General features: G+C 67.7%; 17 protein-coding genes. 9 read left to right on the top strand and 8 right to left on the bottom strand.

The window, feature by feature from the left end; translation table 11 throughout:
• Positions 1-61: 61 nt before the first annotated feature.
• A complete protein-coding gene (locus tag AC1DBX_RS19865; protein ID WP_476932573.1) occupies positions 62-2,098 on the top strand; it encodes an acyl-CoA dehydrogenase family protein in 2,037 nt (678 codons plus the stop codon).
• Positions 2,099-2,214: 116 nt separating this feature from the next.
• Positions 2,215-3,030 carry a hypothetical protein gene (locus AC1DBX_RS19860; protein ID WP_476932572.1) on the top strand — a complete coding sequence of 272 codons (816 nt, stop codon included), beginning with the start codon at positions 2,215-2,217 and terminating at the stop codon, positions 3,028-3,030.
• A 26-nt stretch (positions 3,031-3,056) separates the two neighbouring features.
• Here AC1DBX_RS19860 and AC1DBX_RS19855 read toward each other — a convergent pair whose 3' ends face one another.
• A complete protein-coding gene (locus AC1DBX_RS19855; RefSeq protein ID WP_223915024.1) occupies positions 3,057-3,473 on the bottom strand; it encodes a YchJ family protein in 417 nt (138 codons plus the stop codon).
• 291 nt (positions 3,474-3,764) lie between these two features.
• Here AC1DBX_RS19855 and AC1DBX_RS19850 point away from each other — a divergent pair, with 291 nt between their 5' ends.
• The 4 genes from AC1DBX_RS19850 (at position 3,765) to AC1DBX_RS19835 (ending at position 7,576) form a co-directional block, all read left to right on the top strand.
• The gene (locus AC1DBX_RS19850; protein WP_476932571.1) at positions 3,765-4,373 is read left to right on the top strand and encodes a hypothetical protein; all 609 of its coding nucleotides are present in this window, start codon (positions 3,765-3,767) and stop codon (positions 4,371-4,373) included.
• 40 nt (positions 4,374-4,413) lie between these two features.
• A complete protein-coding gene (locus tag AC1DBX_RS19845; protein ID WP_223915020.1) occupies positions 4,414-5,418 on the top strand; it encodes an aldo/keto reductase family protein in 1,005 nt (334 codons plus the stop codon).
• Between the two features lie 3 nt (positions 5,419-5,421).
• Complete coding sequence (locus AC1DBX_RS19840; RefSeq protein WP_476932570.1) at positions 5,422-6,276, top strand: SDR family oxidoreductase; 855 nt, start codon at positions 5,422-5,424, stop codon at positions 6,274-6,276.
• A gap of 166 nt (positions 6,277-6,442) precedes the next feature.
• Positions 6,443-7,576: a sulfite oxidase gene (locus tag AC1DBX_RS19835; RefSeq protein WP_476932569.1), complete on the top strand. Its 1,134-nt coding sequence runs from the start codon at positions 6,443-6,445 to the stop codon at positions 7,574-7,576.
• 24 nt (positions 7,577-7,600) lie between these two features.
• Here the strand turns inward: AC1DBX_RS19835 and AC1DBX_RS19830 are convergent, their stop codons facing one another.
• From AC1DBX_RS19830 to AC1DBX_RS19810, 5 genes are all read right to left on the bottom strand, one after another.
• Positions 7,601-8,482 carry a cytochrome c oxidase assembly protein gene (locus AC1DBX_RS19830; protein WP_476932568.1) on the bottom strand — a complete coding sequence of 294 codons (882 nt, stop codon included), beginning with the start codon at positions 8,480-8,482 and terminating at the stop codon, positions 7,601-7,603.
• A gap of 137 nt (positions 8,483-8,619) precedes the next feature.
• Positions 8,620-9,399, bottom strand: coding sequence for an SDR family NAD(P)-dependent oxidoreductase (locus tag AC1DBX_RS19825; RefSeq protein WP_476851716.1), 780 nt, complete (start codon positions 9,397-9,399; stop codon positions 8,620-8,622).
• Between the two features lie 91 nt (positions 9,400-9,490).
• The gene (locus AC1DBX_RS19820; protein ID WP_476932567.1) at positions 9,491-11,185 is read right to left on the bottom strand and encodes a DUF4389 domain-containing protein; all 1,695 of its coding nucleotides are present in this window, start codon (positions 11,183-11,185) and stop codon (positions 9,491-9,493) included.
• 155 nt (positions 11,186-11,340) lie between these two features.
• Positions 11,341-12,396, bottom strand: a complete 1,056-nt coding sequence (locus AC1DBX_RS19815; RefSeq protein WP_079555420.1) for a zinc-dependent alcohol dehydrogenase family protein — start codon at positions 12,394-12,396, stop codon at positions 11,341-11,343.
• Positions 12,393-12,728 carry a hypothetical protein gene (locus AC1DBX_RS19810; protein WP_028276886.1) on the bottom strand — a complete coding sequence of 112 codons (336 nt, stop codon included), beginning with the start codon at positions 12,726-12,728 and terminating at the stop codon, positions 12,393-12,395. The genes AC1DBX_RS19815 and AC1DBX_RS19810 overlap by 4 nt, the downstream gene beginning before the upstream one ends.
• Positions 12,729-12,974: 246 nt before the next feature.
• Between AC1DBX_RS19810 and AC1DBX_RS19805 the strand changes: the two genes are divergently transcribed.
• Positions 12,975-14,504 carry an amidohydrolase gene (locus tag AC1DBX_RS19805; RefSeq protein WP_476932566.1) on the top strand — a complete coding sequence of 510 codons (1,530 nt, stop codon included), beginning with the start codon at positions 12,975-12,977 and terminating at the stop codon, positions 14,502-14,504.
• Here the strand turns inward: AC1DBX_RS19805 and AC1DBX_RS19800 are convergent.
• Positions 14,501-15,010, bottom strand: a complete 510-nt coding sequence (locus AC1DBX_RS19800) for a hypothetical protein (protein WP_476858087.1) — start codon at positions 15,008-15,010, stop codon at positions 14,501-14,503. The genes AC1DBX_RS19805 and AC1DBX_RS19800 overlap by 4 nt on opposite strands.
• Before the next feature lie 72 nt (positions 15,011-15,082).
• Positions 15,083-16,807 (bottom strand): serine hydrolase, encoded by a 1,725-nt coding sequence (locus tag AC1DBX_RS19795; RefSeq protein ID WP_476872309.1) that lies wholly within the window; start codon positions 16,805-16,807, stop codon positions 15,083-15,085.
• A gap of 230 nt (positions 16,808-17,037) precedes the next feature.
• Between AC1DBX_RS19795 and AC1DBX_RS19790 the strand changes: the two genes are divergently transcribed.
• Positions 17,038-17,382 (top strand): hypothetical protein, encoded by a 345-nt coding sequence (locus tag AC1DBX_RS19790; protein ID WP_476932565.1) that lies wholly within the window; start codon positions 17,038-17,040, stop codon positions 17,380-17,382.
• A 3-nt stretch (positions 17,383-17,385) separates the two neighbouring features.
• Positions 17,386-18,149, top strand: a 764-nt coding sequence (locus AC1DBX_RS19785; RefSeq protein ID WP_476932564.1) for a 13E12 repeat family protein, incomplete at its 3' end; no start/stop codon positions are given.

Raw genomic sequence — 18,149 nt, 5'->3', positions numbered from 1 at the left:
GGTCCTCCACCCGCGGCGGATCCAGGGCTCAAGCCGGTCACCCGGTTAGAGGAGATGCCCCGTGAGCTCCGCCATCGAAGACCCCGCCACCACACCCGGTACTCCAGCGTCAGATTCTCCAACATCAGGCATTCCGATTCCGGCGGCCGACGGGGACGCTGAGCACGTCGGCCCCGACGCGACGGCCGCCGACGCCCGCGCCATTGCCGAGGCCGCCCGCGAAACCAGTTGGACCCAGCCCAGCTTCGCGAAGGGCCTCTACCTTGGCAGCTTCGATTTGTCGCTGATACACCCGTGGCCCGAGGCCCCCGCCGACGACGTCGAACGCGGCGAGGCGTTCATGGCCCGGCTGGCCGACTACTGCCGCACGATGTCCGGGCGCACCATCGAACGCGACGACCGGATCCCGGACGACTATCTCAAAGGGCTCGCGGAGCTCGGTGTGTTCGGAATGAAGATTCCCCGCGAATACGGCGGACTGGGCCTCACGCTCGTGTATTACGGCCGCGCACTGGCCCTGCTGGGCTCGGTGCACCCAAGCCTCGGCGCCCTGATCTCCGCGCACCAGTCGATCGGCGTACCGGAGCCCGTCAAGGTCTTTGGCACTCTGGCCCAGAAGCGCGAATACCTGCCCCGCTGCGCCGCCGGCGCCGTCACCGCTTTCCTGCTCACCGAGCCCGACGTCGGCAGCGACCCCGCCCGGATGGGCAGCACGGCCGTCCTCTCCGACGACGGCGAGTCGTACCTCCTGGACGGCGTCAAGCTCTGGACCACCAACGGTGTTATCGCCGAACTCGTCGTGGCGATGGCCCTCGTGCCGCCGCACACCGATGCGGACGGGACCGCCCACAAAGGCGGTATCAGCGCCTTCGTGGTCGAAATGGACACCCCTGGCATTACCGTGGAAAACCGCAACACCTTCATGGGGCTCCGCGGGATCGAAAACGGCGTCACCCGCTTCCACCAGGTCAGGGTCCCCGCTGCCAACCGGCTGGGCCGGGAAGGCCAGGGCCTGAAGATCGCCCTCACCACACTGAACACGGGCCGGCTCTCCATCCCCGCGCTGTGCGTCGCCACGGGCCGGTGGAGCCTGAAGATCGCCCGCGAATGGTCCGACGCCCGCACCCAGTGGGGCCGGCCGATCGGCCAGCATGAGGCAGTGGGCAAGAAAATCGCCTTCATCGCCGCCAGCGCCTTCGCCCTGGACGCCGTGTTTGAACTCTCTGCGGAAATGGCCGACGCCGGGCAGAAAGACATCCGGATCGAGGCGGCCCTGGCCAAGCTGTGGTCAACGGAGATCAGCTGCCTCATCGCGGACGAACTCGTGCAGATCCGCGGCGGCCGGGGCTTTGAAACGGCGGACTCCCTCGAAGCCCGCGGCGAGCGCGCCGTCGCCGCGGAACAGCAGCTCCGCGACATGAGAATCAACAGGATCTTCGAGGGGTCCTCGGAAATCATGAGGTTGCTGATCGCCCGCGAGGCCGTGGACGCGCACCTGGCCGCCGCGGGAGACCTCGCCTCGGAGGATGCCCGCCTCTCCGACAAGGCGAAGGCCGCCGTCGGCGCCTCCGGCTTCTACGCGAAGTGGCTGCCCAAACTCGTGGCCGGCGCCGGCATGGACCCGCGCTCCTACAGCGACTTCGGCCGGCTCGCGAAACAGCTGCGCTACGTGGAGCGCTCCTCCCGGCGCCTCGCCCGGCAGACCTTCTACGGGATGGGCCGCTGGCAGGCCAAACTTGAGCACAAGCAGGCGTTCCTGGGCCGGATCGTGGACATCGGTGCGGAGCTGTTTGCCATGGCAGCCTGCTGTTCGCGCGCCGAGATGCTGCTGCGGACGCAGCCGGAACGCGGCGCCTCCGCGTACGAACTCGCCGAGGCGTACTGCGAACAGGCCCGTGTTCGCGTCGACGAATATTTCGACCGGCTGTGGCGGAACACCGACGACGCCGACCATGCCCTGGCCCGCAAGACACTGGCCGGGGACTACACCTGGCTGGAAGCCGGAATCCTCGACCAGTCTGAAGGGACCGGTCCATGGATCGCGGACGCCAGCCGGCGCGCCTCCGTCCGGGAGGACCTGCACCGCAAGTACCGCTGACGGGCCGCCGCCACGGATAGTAAGCATCCTTGCTAACCGGATTCCGCCGTGGTTAGGTTGACGCCAGACCGGCGTCTCCAGTGTGCCCGGTCATTCAGCGAAAGTGAGCAGCCCTCATGAGCAGCACCGCAGGCCCCGACGACAAGACGACACAACACGCCGCGCAGGACGACGCCACAACCCGCCCGGTGACAGCAGTCCGCCACGACGACCCCGTCCGCGACGCACCGGTCCGCGATGTCGACCCCGTCCGCGACGCACCGGTCCGCGATGCTGTTCACGACACTGTCGTGGAAGAGATCCCCACGCGCGAGACGGTAGTGGCCCGCGAGAAGGAACAGTTCGGCGGCATCAAGGTCGGCTCGGCATTCTTCGGCTGGCTGACGGCCACGGGTACGGCCGTGCTGCTCACCGCGCTGGTCGCTGCCGGCGGTACCGCCGTCGGTCTGGCCACCAACACCGATGTGAACGACGCCGTCGACCAGGCCTCCAGCAATCAGACGGTCGGGCTGACCGGCATCATCGTGCTGCTCGTGATCCTCCTGGTCGCCTACTACTGCGGCGGATACGTCGCCGGGCGCATGGCCCGCTTCAACGGCGCCAGGCAGGGCTTCATGGTCTGGATCTGGGCCCTGATCGCCGCGATCGTCGTCGCCGTGCTGGGCCTGGTCGCCGGGCAGCGCTTCAACATCCTGGCCAACCTGAACAGCTTCCCGCGGATCCCGATCAACGAGGGCGAATTGAACACCCTGAGCATCGTCGCGGCGATCGTCGTGGCCGCGGTGGCTTTGGTGGGCGCAGTGCTGGGCGGCCTCGCGGGAATGCGTTTCCACCGCAGGGTGGATCGGGCCGGCTTCAGCCCGGCAGCAACGGTTGAGAACCACCCCGTCAGGGACAACTCAGCACGGGACAACTCAGCCGGGCGCCCCTAGCCGCGACGGCGTCAGCCCCGGAGGGCTCAGCCGGCAACGACGCCATCTACGTAGTACCAGCGCCGGTCCACCCGCACAAAGCGGCTGGTTTCGCGGTGCAGGCCGCGTTCGCCCTCGTGCCGGTAGTGCGCCGCGAATTCCACCGTGCCTTCGCTGTCCAGCGGGCCGCCGCGGCTGGTGGAGAGGATGTCCAGGCGTCGCCACTGCATGCCGGAATCAAACTCCAGCTCGGCGGGCCGAGTGTCCGGGTGCCAGGTCCGGAGCAGGTACCCCGCGTCCTGGACCACGAAGGCGCTGTACCGGGAGCGCATAAGCTGCTCCGCCGTAGGCGCCTCGGCGTCCCCGCGATGGAACCGGCCGCAGCAGTGCACATACGCCTCGCCCGACAGGCACGGGCAGTTCCCCTCATACGGCGCGGAATATGCCGCTTCCGGAATACTCACGGAGCGGTCCGTGGCGGATGCTCCGGCGGGCTCGGAATCGGCTGCTGCGGCGTGCGTCACAAGATGTCCTTCCGGCGGGCCGGACGACGCCGGCGGGGCTGTCTCCGACTATAGACGCCCGGCCGGCGGGGCCCGTGCCCCGCCCCGCGGATAACGGCTTTGACACATATTCGCCACGACTGCCGCGGGCGGCACGGGGCCAGCGAAAAGTACGTATTGTTAAGGGGGCTCCTGCCCGCTGCGTGCTTGCGGCAGGGACCACGCTGAAGCAGGCCGGCAAGGAGAGGTGACATGGAAGATCCAACGACCATTGCGCTGAACCTGACTTTTTTCGGGACCCTCGGCGTGGCGTTCTTCATGTTCCTCGGCCTCTTCCTGGTCTTCGCCGCCACCCTCGTGCTCGCAGGGATCGGCCGGCTGGCGGCAGTCGTTGTCTTGGCCGTCGCCGGGCTCGTCCGCGGAACCCCGGTATCACGGGAAAATGGGGCTGGGGAAGAGCCGGCGCCGCACCGGCCGGCCAAGGCCGCGAAGCCCGCACGCCCCGCCCGGAATGCAGCCAAAAAGGAACCGGCACTGTCCCCGGAGTGGGCGGCCGCCGTGGCCCGGGCAGATGCCCGCGCCGCCGCGAGGGCCAGGGCCGAGGCCGGACCCGCCGTCCGGGTCACCGTCCGGGACCTGCCCGACCCCCTGGCACCGGCACAGGACATCACGGAAGTCTCTGCCCTCGTGCAGTCTGCCACGGACACCAATGGAACACTTGGCGCCGTCCCGCGGGCGTTCAAAAAGCCGCCCATGCCCGCAGCGAAGTCCCTGCTGGACACCGGATCGCTCGTGGCGCTGCGCGGCACTCCGCCGGCCGGGAAGGCCAAACAGCCGCTCCAGGAACGCAAGGCCGGCTGAGCCCTTACCCCGGGCAGGCAAGTCCGCTACGTTGGAACCCATGGAATTCAGATACCTCGGGAACAGCGGCTTCAAGATTTCAGAAATCACGTTTGGCAACTGGCTGACCCATGGCTCCCAAGTGGAGAACGATGTCGCCACCCAGTGCGTCCGGGCCGCGCTCGACGCCGGTATCAGCACTTTCGACACGGCCGACGTGTACGCCAACACAGCGGCGGAGACGGTCCTCGGAGCAGCCTTGAAGGACGAGCGCCGCGAGTCGCTGGAAATTTTCACGAAGGTCTTCGGCCCCACCGGGCCCAAGGGCCACAACGATCTCGGCCTGTCCCGCAAGCACATCATGGAATCCATCAACGGCTCCCTCACCCGGCTGCAGACCGACTACGTGGACCTCTACCAGGCACACCGCTACGACTACGAGACGCCGCTGGAAGAGACCATGCAGGCCTTCGCGGACATCGTGCGGCAGGGCAAGGCCCTGTATATCGGGGTCAGCGAGTGGACGGCCAACCAGATCCGCGACGGCCATGCCCTCGCCAAGGAACTGGGCTTCCAGCTGATCTCCAACCAGCCTCAGTACTCCATGCTGTGGCGGGTGATCGAGGCCGAGGTGATTCCGGCGTCGGAAGAACTGGGCCTGTCCCAGATTGTCTGGTCCCCGATTGCCCAGGGCGTGCTGAGCGGCAAGTACCACCCCGGCAAGCCTGCCCCTGAGGGCAGCCGCGCCACGGACTCCAAGGGCGGTTCGCGGATGATCGAGCGTTGGATGTCCAACGAGGTCCTCACCGGCGTCCAGCAGCTCAAGCCGATCGCGGAGGAGGCCGGGCTGACCATGGCGCAGCTCAGCATCGCCTGGGTGCTGCAGAACAAGAACGTGGCCTCCGCGATCATGGGCGCGTCCCGGCCGGAGCAGATCGAGAAAAACGTCGCGGCAGCCGGCGTGAAGCTGGACGCGGTGATCATGGACAAGATCGACGCCGTCATCGGCTCACTGGCCGAACGCGACCCCGCGCAGACCAAGTCGCCCGCCTCCCGCGAGGCCTAGGCCATGACCAACGCTCCCGAGCTTGCCGTCACCGGGTCCACCGGCCAGCTGGGCGCCCTGGTGGCCAGGCTGCTGGCCCAGGCCGGCAGCGAGCAACGGCTCCTGGTGCGGGACGCCGCCCGGGCACCTGAGCTCGAAGGCGCCGTCCCCTTCGTCACCACCTACGCCGAGCCGGAGCAGGCGAAGACGGCGCTTTCCGGGGCGAAAACGTTGTTCATGGTATCCGCAGCCGAGGCCGAGGACCGGCTGCAGCAGCACTACGCCTTCGTCGATGCCGCGGCCGCAGCGGGCGTCCAGCACATCGTGTACACCTCGTTCTTCGGCGCGGCGCCGGACTCCACGTTCACGCTGGGCCGGGACCACTTCGCGACGGAGGAGCGCATCAAGGCCTCCGGCATGGACTACACGTTCCTGCGGGACAACTTCTACATGGACTTCCTGCCGCTGCTGGCCGGCGAGGACGGCGTGATCCGCGGCCCCGCCGGAGACGGCGTCATGGCTGCCGTGGCGCGGTCAGACATTGCCCGCTCGGCCGTCACCGTACTGCGGGACCCGTCCCTGCATGTGGGACGGACCTATGACCTGACCGGCCCGGAAGACATCTCGCTGGCCCGCGCCGCCGAACTCCTGTCCGCCGGAACCGGCCGGGCCATCACCTTCCACAACGAGACCCTGGCGGAGGCCTACGGGTCCCGCGCCTCGTACGGCGCCCCGCCATGGCAGGTGGACGCCTGGGTGAGCACCTACACGGCCATCGCCGCCGGCGAACTCGCCGGTCCGACGTCGGCAGTGCATGAGCTGACGGGCCGGGAACCGCTGAGCCTGGCGCAGTTCCTGGCCGAGGCGCACACGCTGTAGCCCCTTGACCGGAAGAGACGGGACCGGAAGGGACGGGACCGGCGCGTCCCGGTGTTGACGGTTTCCGGGCTGCGGCGTAGACCTGAGACCAGGTGATACCTACTAAAACCGGCGGGTCCCTCACAGGGGCGGGACCGGGCCGGTCCGGAAAGAATCGCGGCATGCCATGCCAAAGCAAATGTCCAGACACTCTTCTGTCCTGAAGAGTCCGCGCCGGCAGGCCGGACAACCCCGGGCGCATCCCGGCGAACCGAGCCACGGCCCGCTGACGGCGGAGGAACTCCAGCTCGCCGTGCGGAACCATTCCATGCCGCTCGAGGCCCTGCGGAGCGACACCACACCGCCCGGACTGCACTACGTGCTCACGCACTTCGACATCCCGTTCATCGACGCCGATCACTGGCATCTGTGGATCGGCGGCGCCGTGCAGCGGTCCTTCGAACTGAGCCTGCGGGCCTTGCTCCGGGCACCGAGCATCACCCTCCCGGTCACCCTGGAGTGCGCCGGCAACGGCCGGTCCCTCCTGCGGCCCCGCCCACTGAGCCAGCCGTGGGTACTCGAGGGCGTGGGGACCGCCGTGTGGACCGGTGTCCCGCTCGCCTACCTGCTGACGCGGGCCGGAGTGGAGGACGACGCCGTGGAGGTGCTCTTCACCGGGGCCGACGCCGGCAGCCAGGGCGGCGTCGCCCAGCAGTACGCGCGCAGCCTGCCGATCGAGGAGGCCTTGCGCCCCGACGTCGTGCTCGCCTACCGGATGAACGGCGCAGACCTGCCGCCTCAGCACGGCTATCCGCTCCGGCTTGTGGTGCCCGGCTGGTACGGCATGGCGAGCGTGAAGTGGCTGACCTCGATCAAGGTTCTGACCAAGCCCTATGACGGTTTCCAGCAGGCAGTGGCGTACCGCTACCAGCATGACGCCGAGGATCCCGGAACCCCGGTCACCTGGATCAAGGTCCGCTCGCTCATGATGCCCCCGGGGGTCCCGGATTTCTTCACCCGGAGCCGGATCCTGCCCCCGGGACCGGTGATGCTCACCGGCCGGGCCTGGTCCGGGCAAAGCGCCGTGCAGCGCGTCGACGTCGGAATCGACGGAAAGTGGGCAGCGGCCCATCTGGAGCACCCGGCAGCGCCGTTCGCGTGGTGTGCGTGGTCGATGCCGTGGGTGGCCGATCCGGGCGAACACGAGCTCTCCTGCCGTGCCACGGATGCCAGCGGCGCGGTCCAGCCGCTGGAACCGGAATGGAACTACCAGGGCATGGGCAACAACGTGGTGCAGCGGATCAAGGTCAGCGTGGCATAGCGCCCCCACCCGGGGCGCGGGGACTTAGCGGCCGCGCCGCAGGTGCTCCGCATTCAGTTCATCGAGCTGGGAATCCGTGAGCTCGTCAAAGCCGCGGGCCTCGCGTTTGTCGCTGCGGGAGAAGCGGATGAACATCAGGATGATCAGGGGCAAGTCGACAATTTCGCAGATGAACCACAGGACGTCCCCCGCCAGCTGCTGGTCACGCAGGGCGTTGGGGAACCAGCCCATCGCAGACGGCATCGTTGCGACGTGATCCAGCACCTGGCCATTGAGGCGCAGCAGGATCCCGGGCACGGCATCGACCAGCAGCTCGATGAAAACAAACACGAACTCCATGATGAAGAACGCGCTGGAGCGGCGGAAGTCCGCGTCCTCGATGATCGGCAGGGCCATCATCATGCCAAGCAGCGGGACCCCGACCGTCAGGAGCGCCTCGGCCCAAGCGGCTGTGCGGAGGGTGTAGAAGGCCGGAGTCAGGAAGGTGGCGAAGAGGGCAAGGCCCAGGAGCGGGGCGGCCATGGAGTTGCCGGCAAACCGCACCGCGCTGTGCGCGAGCGCCCTGTTCAGCCGGCCGACGCCGCGCGGCGGCAGGGCCGCGCGGGCGAGGGAGATGGGTTTTCCCAGGCCGATCAGCAGCGGCACCACGAAGAGCAACAGGGAAATCTTGAGCGTGAAGGCCCACCGGAGCTGCGCGCTGTAGACGCCAGGGAACCCGCACGTCAGCACTGTCAGGGACCCAAGGCCCAGAACATAGAACGCCAGCGTCCGCCACCCGGGATGGCGGTGCCCGCGCGCCGCCGCGGCCCTCAGGCCCAGCGCGTACAGCAGCGCGGAGCCGCCGATCAGGGCGGCGGCGGCCCAGTCGATCTGCCAGGCGGTGAGGACTACATCAAGGGGCGGCACGGGCTCATGATAAATACCATTTCTTGGAAGACGCCGGGCCCGTGCCTGGCCGGGCGGCCCGGGGCAGGCCTCAGCATCCCTCGTAGCCGGTGAGCACCTTGACCTTGTCCGCCGAGGCGGACGACGGATCGAAGGCGTCAGTAGTCCACGATCGCGCCGGCGGAGATGTTGACGGTCGCGTCCGTGATGGCCGCCGCCTTGTCCGAGACGATGAAGGAGGCCACGTTACCGACGTCCGTCAGCGTGGCCGTCCGGTTCAAATGCGCGGCCCTGGCAATCTCCACTACGATCTCTTCGCGGCCCTCGGCCTGCCACGGGATGGTTTCGATAATGCCGCCCGTGACCATGGTGACCACCCTGATGCCGTGTTTTCCCAGTTCCAGGGCCCATTGCCGGCGCAGTCCTTCCATCGCGTCGAGCGCCACCTTGAAACCGCCCAGGCCGGGGATCGTCTGCGGGCCCGAGCCGCCGAACATGAGCACGACGCCGGAGCGTTGCTTGACCATGTAGGCGGCGGCCGCGCGGGTGGTCAGGAAGTGCGTCCGCGCGGCCAGGGTGATGGGCTGGGTGAAGTCATCCACATCGATCTCCATGAGTGGCTGCTGGATGTCGCCGAATGAGATCACGTTGAAGGAGATGTCGATCCTCTTGCTCTTCTTCGCCACCCGGCTTACGAAGGCATCCACCTGCTCTTCGTCCAGGGCGTCGACGACGGCGGTTTCGGCTGTGCCGCCCGCCTCGCGAATGTCATTGGCTACTTTTTCCAGCCGCGATTCCGTCCTTCCGGCAATGTGCACTGTGGCGCCGTCGGCCGCGAAAGCCCTTGCCACCGCCCCGCCGACCGCCCCGCCGCCGCCATAGATCAGGGCGGTCTTGCCGTGAAGCATGCCGTTTTCCGGAATCCCGATGTTCACCATGGTCGCCTGCCTAGTGCCGCGGAGTACGTGAATTCCCTCAACTATGTTCTTGCGGAGGGCGGGTGGCAAGAGGACCGGGCGCAGCGCGGCATTAGCTTCTGGGCGGCCCTCCGGGTCCGGTGGCTGGTCCTCCGGGTCCGGGCGCGGGCCCGGGTCCTGGTCCGGCGGAGGGTCCGGGTCCTCCTGTTCCGAGCGCGGGTCCGGCGGCGGGTCCTCCGGTTCCGAGCGCAGGCCCGGCGTATGCAGGCACCGGCAGCTCGCCCGGATCGACCGGACCCATATCAAGGTGGAACGGCGGATATTCGTCCCGCATGAGGGCAACGTAGGCGATAACGCGGTAGATCCAGCGGTTCAGGCCAAGCAGGAGGTCGAAGAGCCCCCGCCGGTATTGGCCCGTGAACAACAGGATCACGCCGGCGATGAGGACCAGCAGCCCCAGGAGGGAGATGCCCACACCTTGCTGTACCCACTCGCCGTCCCGGTACTCCCACGTCCTCGCGGTCCCCGTCAGCAGGCTGATAAGCAGCAGATGTGGAATGGCCAGCAGCCACGATTTCACCAGCACCAGGCCGCGGGACAGCCGTTCGGGATAGTCGACGTCGAAGTCCGCCGGGTAATCGGTGCGGGCCAGGGTGAAGGGGGGATAGACATCCGTGCCGATCGCGCTGAAGGCGTAGAAGGCCACACGCCAGTTCCAGCGGATCACACCGACACTGAAATTGAACAGCGAGCGCGGGTAGCGCGCCGTGAACAGGATCGCGAACCACGCCACAATCGTGACCACTCCGAAGGCGAACCAGAGGATGAACAGGACGATGAAGTGCGGGATGGCCAGGAACCACTTCACGAGCCACATCCACCGTGACAGGTTCGGGTCGAGGTAGCCGTGGAGGCGGGCGGGGTACACATATGCGGTCGTAGCACCCGGCGACACCGGATACGGAGTCCCCGGCGGGGCAGCGTATGCCGCCACGGCACCCGGCGTGGCCGCACTGTTCTGCTGGCCGGGGGTGGCATTGGGCGGGTAGGGACCCGCGGGATACGGCTGGCCGGGCTGGGCCGGCAGGTGGCCGGGAGGGACACCGCTGCCCGTCCCGCCTTGGCCCGGGCCGCCACGGCCGAGTCCAACGGCGCCCAGCACTATCAGCGGCACGCCGATCAGCAGCATCACGAGTCCGCCGATCAGCAGGCCGATGAACAATGGCAGGAGCAGGTCTGTGCGTGCCCCTGCCTGCAGATTCACGCTCACCGGAGACGTCCCGTCGGCATTCATGACCACCACTGCCCAGGATCCGGAGCGGAGGTCCCAGGTCAGTTCCTGTTCCCCCGGGCCTGTGGCAGTCGCGGCCCAGAAGGTCTGCTGCGCCGGATTGGACGGGACCTGGGAGCCGGCCACTTCGCGGTACCGCGCGCGGAAGGGGTTGAACCTGACGTCGACGATTTCGGTGCGCCGGACACCGGCCAGGTACGTCGCGACGTCGGCCCGCGGGGCAATTCCGATGAAGATTTCCTTGCCGGGGTCGGTGGCGGAACCGCGGAGCAGCACGCTGCCCGCAATGTCCACCGGAACGCCGTCGTCCACGCCGCCGCCGGTCATGAGGTCCAGCCGGGGGGTCGTCAGCGCGTAGGAATTGCCTGAGAAAGGCGCCGACGGCGTGATGAAGTACCTGCCGTCACGTTGCTGGTAGTTGACCCAGCCCGCAAAGCCGGCGCCCGCCAACAGTCCCAACCCGACCAGCGCGCACAGCGAGCCGATCACCAGCATGACAATCCGGCCTGCCTTCATGGCCGCCGTCCTTTCAGATGGTCCGTTTGCCACGCCCGGCCGGGCGTGGCTTCCGGAAGCTGGCGGCCCGGGCCGCTACCGCCCGAGCGGGATCACGAACGGCTTGGCTTCGTCGATCGCGCCGGCACTGCCGGCGCGGAAGACAACGAACGCTTTCATGCCGTGATCACGACTTTGAGAGCCTTCGTCTCCGCGGCGCGGGCGAAAGTGTCGTACGCCTCCATGAACTCGTCAAAGGTGAAGTGGTGGGTGGCGAAACTGTCCGCGGGGATCTTTTGCTGTGCCACGAGCTTGAGCAGCATGGGGGTGGTGTTGGTGTTCACCAGGCCCATGCTGATGTTGATGTTCCGGATCCAGAGGTCTTCGACGTGCAGTTCCACGGCTTTGCCGTGCACGCCCACGTTGGCCACGGTGCCGCCAGGACGGACGATGTCGGTGCACATCGTGAAGGTCGCCGGGACGCCCACGGCCTCGATCGCCACGTCCACGCCCTGCCCGTCGGTCAGGAGCATGAGCTGCTCCTTCCAGTCGGCATCGGATGAGAGGACCACGTCGGTGGCTCCGAATTCGCGGGATTTCTCGAGCCGGTTCGCGTCGAGGTCGACGGCGATGATCGTGGCGGCGCCGTAGAGGCCGGCGGTGGAGATCGCGGCAAGTCCCACGGGGCCCGCGCCGATGACGGCGACCGTGTCGCCGGGCTTGACCCGGCCGTACTGCACGCCGATCTCAAAGCCGGTGGGGAGGATGTCGGAGAGCATGACGGCCTGCTGGTCGCTGACTCCCTCAGGCAGGAGGTGCAGGGAGTTCTCTGCATAGGGGACGCGGACGAACTCGGCCTGCGTGCCGTCGATCAGATGTCCGAATACCCATCCGATGCCGGAGGTTCCTTCCTCCCCCAGGCAATGGGAGTACAGGCCTGTCTTGCAGTTGGCGCAGTGCCCGCAGGACTTGATGCACGAAATGATGACGCGGTCCCCGACCTTGAGGCTGGTCACGGAGGCGCCGATCTCCGTGATGGTGCCGACCCCTTCGTGGCCCAGGATGCGGCCCTTGGTCACCGCGGGGACGTCGCCTTTGAGGATGTGCAGATCGGTCCCACAGATGGTGGTGGTGTCCACTTTGACGATCACATCGCTGGGATTCTGGATTGTGGGATCGGGGACCTCGGTCCACGATTTCTCCCCGGGACCGCCATAGACGAGGGCTTTCATACGTGCTCCTTGGTTTTGAGGATGACCAGCGGGTCCACGAGGCGCAGACGGCACGGAGTCTCCGTGCCATCGATTCCCGAATACAGCAACGAGGCGCGGGCACGCTCACGGAGTTCCTCGATCGCGGCGGCCGACACCCGGGCATGGGCGAGGTCGAGCACGAGTTCGAATCCGGGAAGCTTGCTTGTGACGCGGCGGCAAACGACGTACAGTGCCCGAACGTTGGCCACGGTCACCACACCATGCACGTCGATCCGAGCTGTTTCGGCGTCGGCGTTCAGGCGGATGAGCACCTTGAGTTTAGGGTCCCCCGAATGGTGATGGATACTCATGTGGCCGTGGTCTCCTGCCTTTTCCTGCTGAAGCCGGAAAGTGCAAACGCCATTTCCTTCCCCAATTCGCGGTGAGACCCGTGCCGTATTTACGTGAAGTGGTTCTTCGCTCGACACGTCCCCCAACTGGCCGTGCAGCAACCTCCCCACACATTCAGCTTGGGGGGCGCTCGTGGCAGAGGTAAGGGGCGAAAGTCCCGTGTGCGCCTGTTGGGTCCTGCGGCGTCGCCCGCCTAGCCTGTTCCTATGCCTGTTCCGCTCGATCCCTGCCGACCCCCGGACCTCGTGCTGGCCTCCGTGCGGCACCCCGGGGAGGAAATATGCTTCGACGTTCATGTTCGCGCCGGGGCCGTGTCAGCGATCATCCCGTCGCGCCCGGGCTCGGGTGCGCTCCCCGCTGCAACCCGGGTGGTGGATCTGGAGGGCCGCTACTTCATTCCTGGGCTGTGGGATGAGCACGTTCATATGACGCAGTGGGCGCTGGCCTCCAACCGGCTTGACCTCTCCAGTGCCGGCTCGGCGCGCGAGGCGGCCGCCGTCGTCGGGGCCCATATCGCCGGGGACACTAGCACCGGGACCGGAAGCGGCGCCGGAGCGCCGGGTCCCGTCCAGACGCTGGTGGGCGTCGGTTTCCGCGATGCCATCTGGCATGACCTGCCCAGTCTGGACCTCCTGGACGGAGTGACGCGCGGCCGGCCTACGGCCCTGATCAGCCACGACCTCCACTGTGTCTGGCTCAACTCCGCAGCGGCCCAACAGTACGGAATGCCGGTGGATGCGGGCGGCCTGCTCCGGGAAGAACCGGCGTTCGCCCTGACCCGGGAGCTTGGCCAGCTGCCGGACGCGGTGGTGGACCCGTGGGTGCGGCAGGCAGGTCAGGCTGCGGCCGCGCGGGGCGTGGTCGGGATTGTGGACTTCGAGATGACATGGAACCGCGACGCCTGGCTGCGGAGGATCTCCGGCGGCTTCGCTGCCCTGCGGGTTGAAGCGGGCGTCTATCCGCAGGACCTGGACCGGGCCGCGGCAGAGGGGCTGCGGACAGGTTTGGCGGTGGCCGGCAGTGGCGGGCTGCTCAGCGTGGGCCCCCTGAAAGTGCTGATCGACGGCTCGCTCAATACCCGCACAGCGTATTGCGTGGACCCGTATCCGAACGGCGGCCACGGGCTGCTGACCGTGAGCGAGGCGGAGCTGCTCGCCCTGTTGGTCCGGGGCCGGCAGGCGGGTTTTGTGCCGGCGGTCCACGCAATCGGCGACGCGGCCAACCAAGTCGCCTTGGATGCGTTTGAGGCGGCGGGCCTCGCCGGACGGGTGGAGCATGCCCAGTTTGTCCGGAGCGAGGATTTCGCCCGCTTCGGCCGGTTGGGCGTGACCGCGAGCGTCCAGCCTGCGCATGCCCTCGATGACCGGGACGCCGCCGAGGCTAACTGGCCGGGGCGCACGGACCGGTCCTTCCCGCTCCGTTCATTGCTGGCCGCCGGGGCGACTCTCGCCTTGGGTTCGGACGCTCCGGTGGCCCCCCTGGATCCGTGGATTGCCATGTCCGCTGCCACGGCGCGGGACCGGCTGGATGGCCGCGGGCCGTGGCATGCCGAGCAGGCCCTCACGCGGCAGGAGGCCCTCACGGCCTCGACCCGCGGTCGCGGCCGTCTCCGGGTCGGGGACCCCGCCGATATTGCAGTGCTCGACGCCGACCCGCTGACCGTGTCGGATGCGGATTTTGCGGCCATGCCGGTGGCCGCCACGTTAGTGGGGGGACGGTTCACGTACGGCGGCTAAGCACCTTTGACGCGCGCCTGGACTAAGTTGGCGTACGGCAGGCGGCCGTATTCTTCGATGAATGCGGCATGGTACCGGGCTTCGGCCGCGTTGAGTTGCTCAACGGGCAACTCTTTCCACGCGATGATCAGGGCCCCGGGCACGGCGAGCTGCCAGATGAGCCGCCCGTCCCAGTGGCCCGGCGGCTTGCCTTCGCCGAAGTCGACGAATTCCTGGATTTGCCGGCGCAGTCCGCGGTTGCCCTTGCTTCCGGGGCCGGCTTTGCCCACGAAGAGGACATCGGCGCCGTCCACCCATTCGGCGTCGAGAGCGTCCGCCTTGAGGGTGGGGTTCTTCTTCTTGAAGATGCCGGCGGTGCTCCTGGCCAGGAACTGGGGCCGGAAGCCCTCGGGCCGCAGTACCGCGAAGATCCCGGGCTTCTGCGGGATCCGGTTGATGTCAAGGTCCTGGAGCGGCCGGAAACCGGTGAAGCCGTCCTGTTTCAGCGACTGTGTGTTGATGGGCATGGGTTCCTTGGATCGGGGCTCGTGGCGTTTCTTTGAAGCTTACGGAAGAAGCTCACTCACTGAAGTCCGGGCTCAGCTGCGGGTGAAGGTGCCCAGCCCGGTCTGATCGTAGAAATCAAGCCTGACGCTCGGAGCCGTGCCGCCTCGGGCTGCGGCGTCCGCACCAGGGGCTGCAGCCGCGCCGGGGGCGAAGATTGCCCCGGCAAGACCGTTGGCGTTCTCGCCGATTGATTCAAAGCTGAAGGTGTCGCCGTCAAAATGAGTGAGCGGGAACTTGGTGGTCCTGCCGGCCGGGCCCAGCTCAAGGGTCAGCACGCCGTTCTCCACCGCGACGGTGAGCGGGCCGTAGTAGGAGTTCGCGTAACTGCCGATGTAGAAGTCGTTGCCCTGCGCCGGTTTGGCCTGGGCCGGCGCCTTGGAATAGTCGACTTTCGGCTTCTCCGCCTCATCGATCTTCTGGAAGACGCCCGAGGTGAATCCGATCCAGTCCACTGTCGGGGCGCCGTTCTGGGCCGTGTCCAGGAATGCGGCGCAGATGGCTTCGGGGATGCCCTGCGGCCGGCCATTGGTCAGGGCCACAATGCCCAGCTGCTCGCCGGGGAGCAGTGAGACGGCGGTCGCGGCACCAAGGTTGAAGGCTCCCGAGTGCCCGAGCATCAGCCGGGCGTGGTCGTCGTAGGAGACGTTCCAGCCCAAGCCGTAGAAGCGGGTGCGGGCGCCCGGCGTCGCCGGTGGGCCCGACACGGCGTGCGGGACATGCGTGACACCAAGCGCGTCCGGATCGATAACCTCGCTTCCCTCAAAGCTGCCGTTGGCGAGCTGCAGGCGGATCCAGCGGGCCAGGTCGCGCACGGAGGAACTGGCCCCGCCGGCGGGTGCTTCGGCGTCGGCATCCCGGGTGTATTTGGCCACCCAGGTCTTGTTACCGGCTGGGACGTGGATCAGTGCCTTGTTCGTTGCCTTTTGGTAGTCCGCGTGGCGATAGCTCGTGGATGACATGCCCAGGGGCTTGAACAAGACTTCTTCGGCGAGGTCTGCCCAGGGTTTGTTCATGGCATCGGCGACAGCCTGCGCACCAGCCGTGTAGCCGAAGTTGCTGTAGTTGTAGCTCGACCGGAAGGAGTCCAGCGGCTGCTGGTTGAGGTGGCTGAGAATATAGGACTGGTCGAATCCGAGGTCTTCCAACAGATCGCCCGCCCCCGTACTGAGGCCGCCTTGATGTGACAACAGGTCGGCCGCCGTGGCGTTCCGCGTGACGTAGGGGTCTTTCAGGGCGAAGCCGGGGGTGTGGTTGATCACCGGTTCCGTCCAGGAGATGGCCTTGCGGCCCACGGCCACGGCCGCCACCGTGGAGGCCAAGGGTTTGGACACCGAGGCCAATTGAAAAACGGTATCCGCGTCCACTGTCTCGGGCCGGCCCGATTCCCGCACGCCGAAGCCCTTGGCGTACACCATTTGGTCTTGGTAGACCACGGCCACGGCGACTCCGGGAACACCGGTACTCTCCATCACGCCCTGGACCATCCCGTCCAGCTTTGCCAAGGCGGCGTTGACCTTCTGTTGGTCCAGGAGCGGTTTGACCTGCGGTTCCGGCGCCGGAAGCAGAGACGCCGACGGCGCACCGGAGCCGCCGGAGGCACTGCTTCCGGTACCGGCGGGGGCACTTTGGGCCGTGCAGGCGGCCAGCAGCGGCATGCCCGCTATACCCGCGGCGCCGACGCCGACGGCTTTAAGTAACGAGCGGCGGTCCGAAGGCAGCGAGCTGATACTCGTCGCGATAGATTCCCTCTGGTTCATGGACAATCCTCCGCCCGGTTCCGCCTGGGGCGCAGAGCTAACGCCCTCTCCCATGATGGACCCGTGCCCGTTTTTGAGACAGGGGCGGTGCGCTCGGGTGTGGGTCCTCGGACGCCGGGATCTCGGGGCCGCACCTCCACAACCGCCAACGAATCCCACCAATCCCGCTAACCTCGCGGCCTCCTTCTGGTTGCCCTATTAATGTCCGATCCCCGGAGGAGACTGGATTCATGGACGGCAATCAGGGGCCCGAAGTGGTTCCGGCGGGAGACGGCGACTACGGCTTCGGCCGCGCCGGGAGCAGTGACGACGGCGTCCAGGATTTGCTCGCATTCTGCTCCCGCGTACTCCGGGACCTGCGTCAGGCCGAAGATTGCGCCGGGATCCTCGAGCAATACCGACGGCTTGACGAGTTTCACTCCGCGCTCGACGCGTTGCGGACGCGTCTTCAGCTCGACGTTTTCCTGGGCAGCGTTTCGGGAGTGACTTTGGGATCTGGAAGGTCGCCGATGGCTTCCGAAGCGGTGGAACGGCTCCGGAGGGCCATAAATGTCATAGCCCGCAGGGACACTTAACTCATGGACGGCAATCAGGGGCCCGAGACGATTCCGGCAGACCCGGCACCGGCAACTGCGGGGACCGTCGCTGAACTGGCCCGGATCCTGGCCGTCCTCCCAGCCCCGGACAACGCCGCCGCACTGATCGACGAGATCCGGGAACTGGAAGACTGGAAATCCGCCGCGTCCGCGGAACAGGCCCGGCTCGCCGTGGCCTTCGACCTGCTCCAACGCCGCGAACAAGCCCGGCTCGGGGTCCCGGCCGAGAGGCTTGGCGCCGGGATCGGCGGGCAGATCGCCCTGGCCCGGCACGAATCCCCCGCCAGGGGCGGCCGGCTCCTGGGCCTGGCCAAAGCCCTCGTGACCGAGATGCCGCACACCCTCACCGCCCTGGAAACCGGGCAGCTGAACGAATGGCGCGCCACCCTGCTGGTCCGTGAAACCGCGTGCCTGAGCGCCGCGGACCGGGCCGCAGTCGACGAGGAATTGGCGCCCGACGCCGGGACGTTCGCCGGGGCCGGTGACCGGTCCCTGGTCGCCGCGGCCCGGGCCGCCGCGTACCGGCGTGACCCCCGCTCCGTCACCGAACGCGCCGCGCACGCCGCCACCGAGCGGCACGTCAGCCTCCGCCCGGCTCCCGATGCGATGACCTGCCTGACCGCCCTGCTGCCCGTGACCGCCGGCGTCGCCGTCTACAAGGCCCTCACCGGGCACGCCGACACCCTCCGCGCCGCCGGGGACCCGAGGGGCCGCGGGCAGCTCATGGCCGATGCCCTGGTCGAACG

The sequence above is a fragment of the Arthrobacter sp. 10N44_2 genome (genome assembly GCF_056394385.1).
This window is presented reverse-complemented; position numbering and strand designations above follow the sequence as displayed.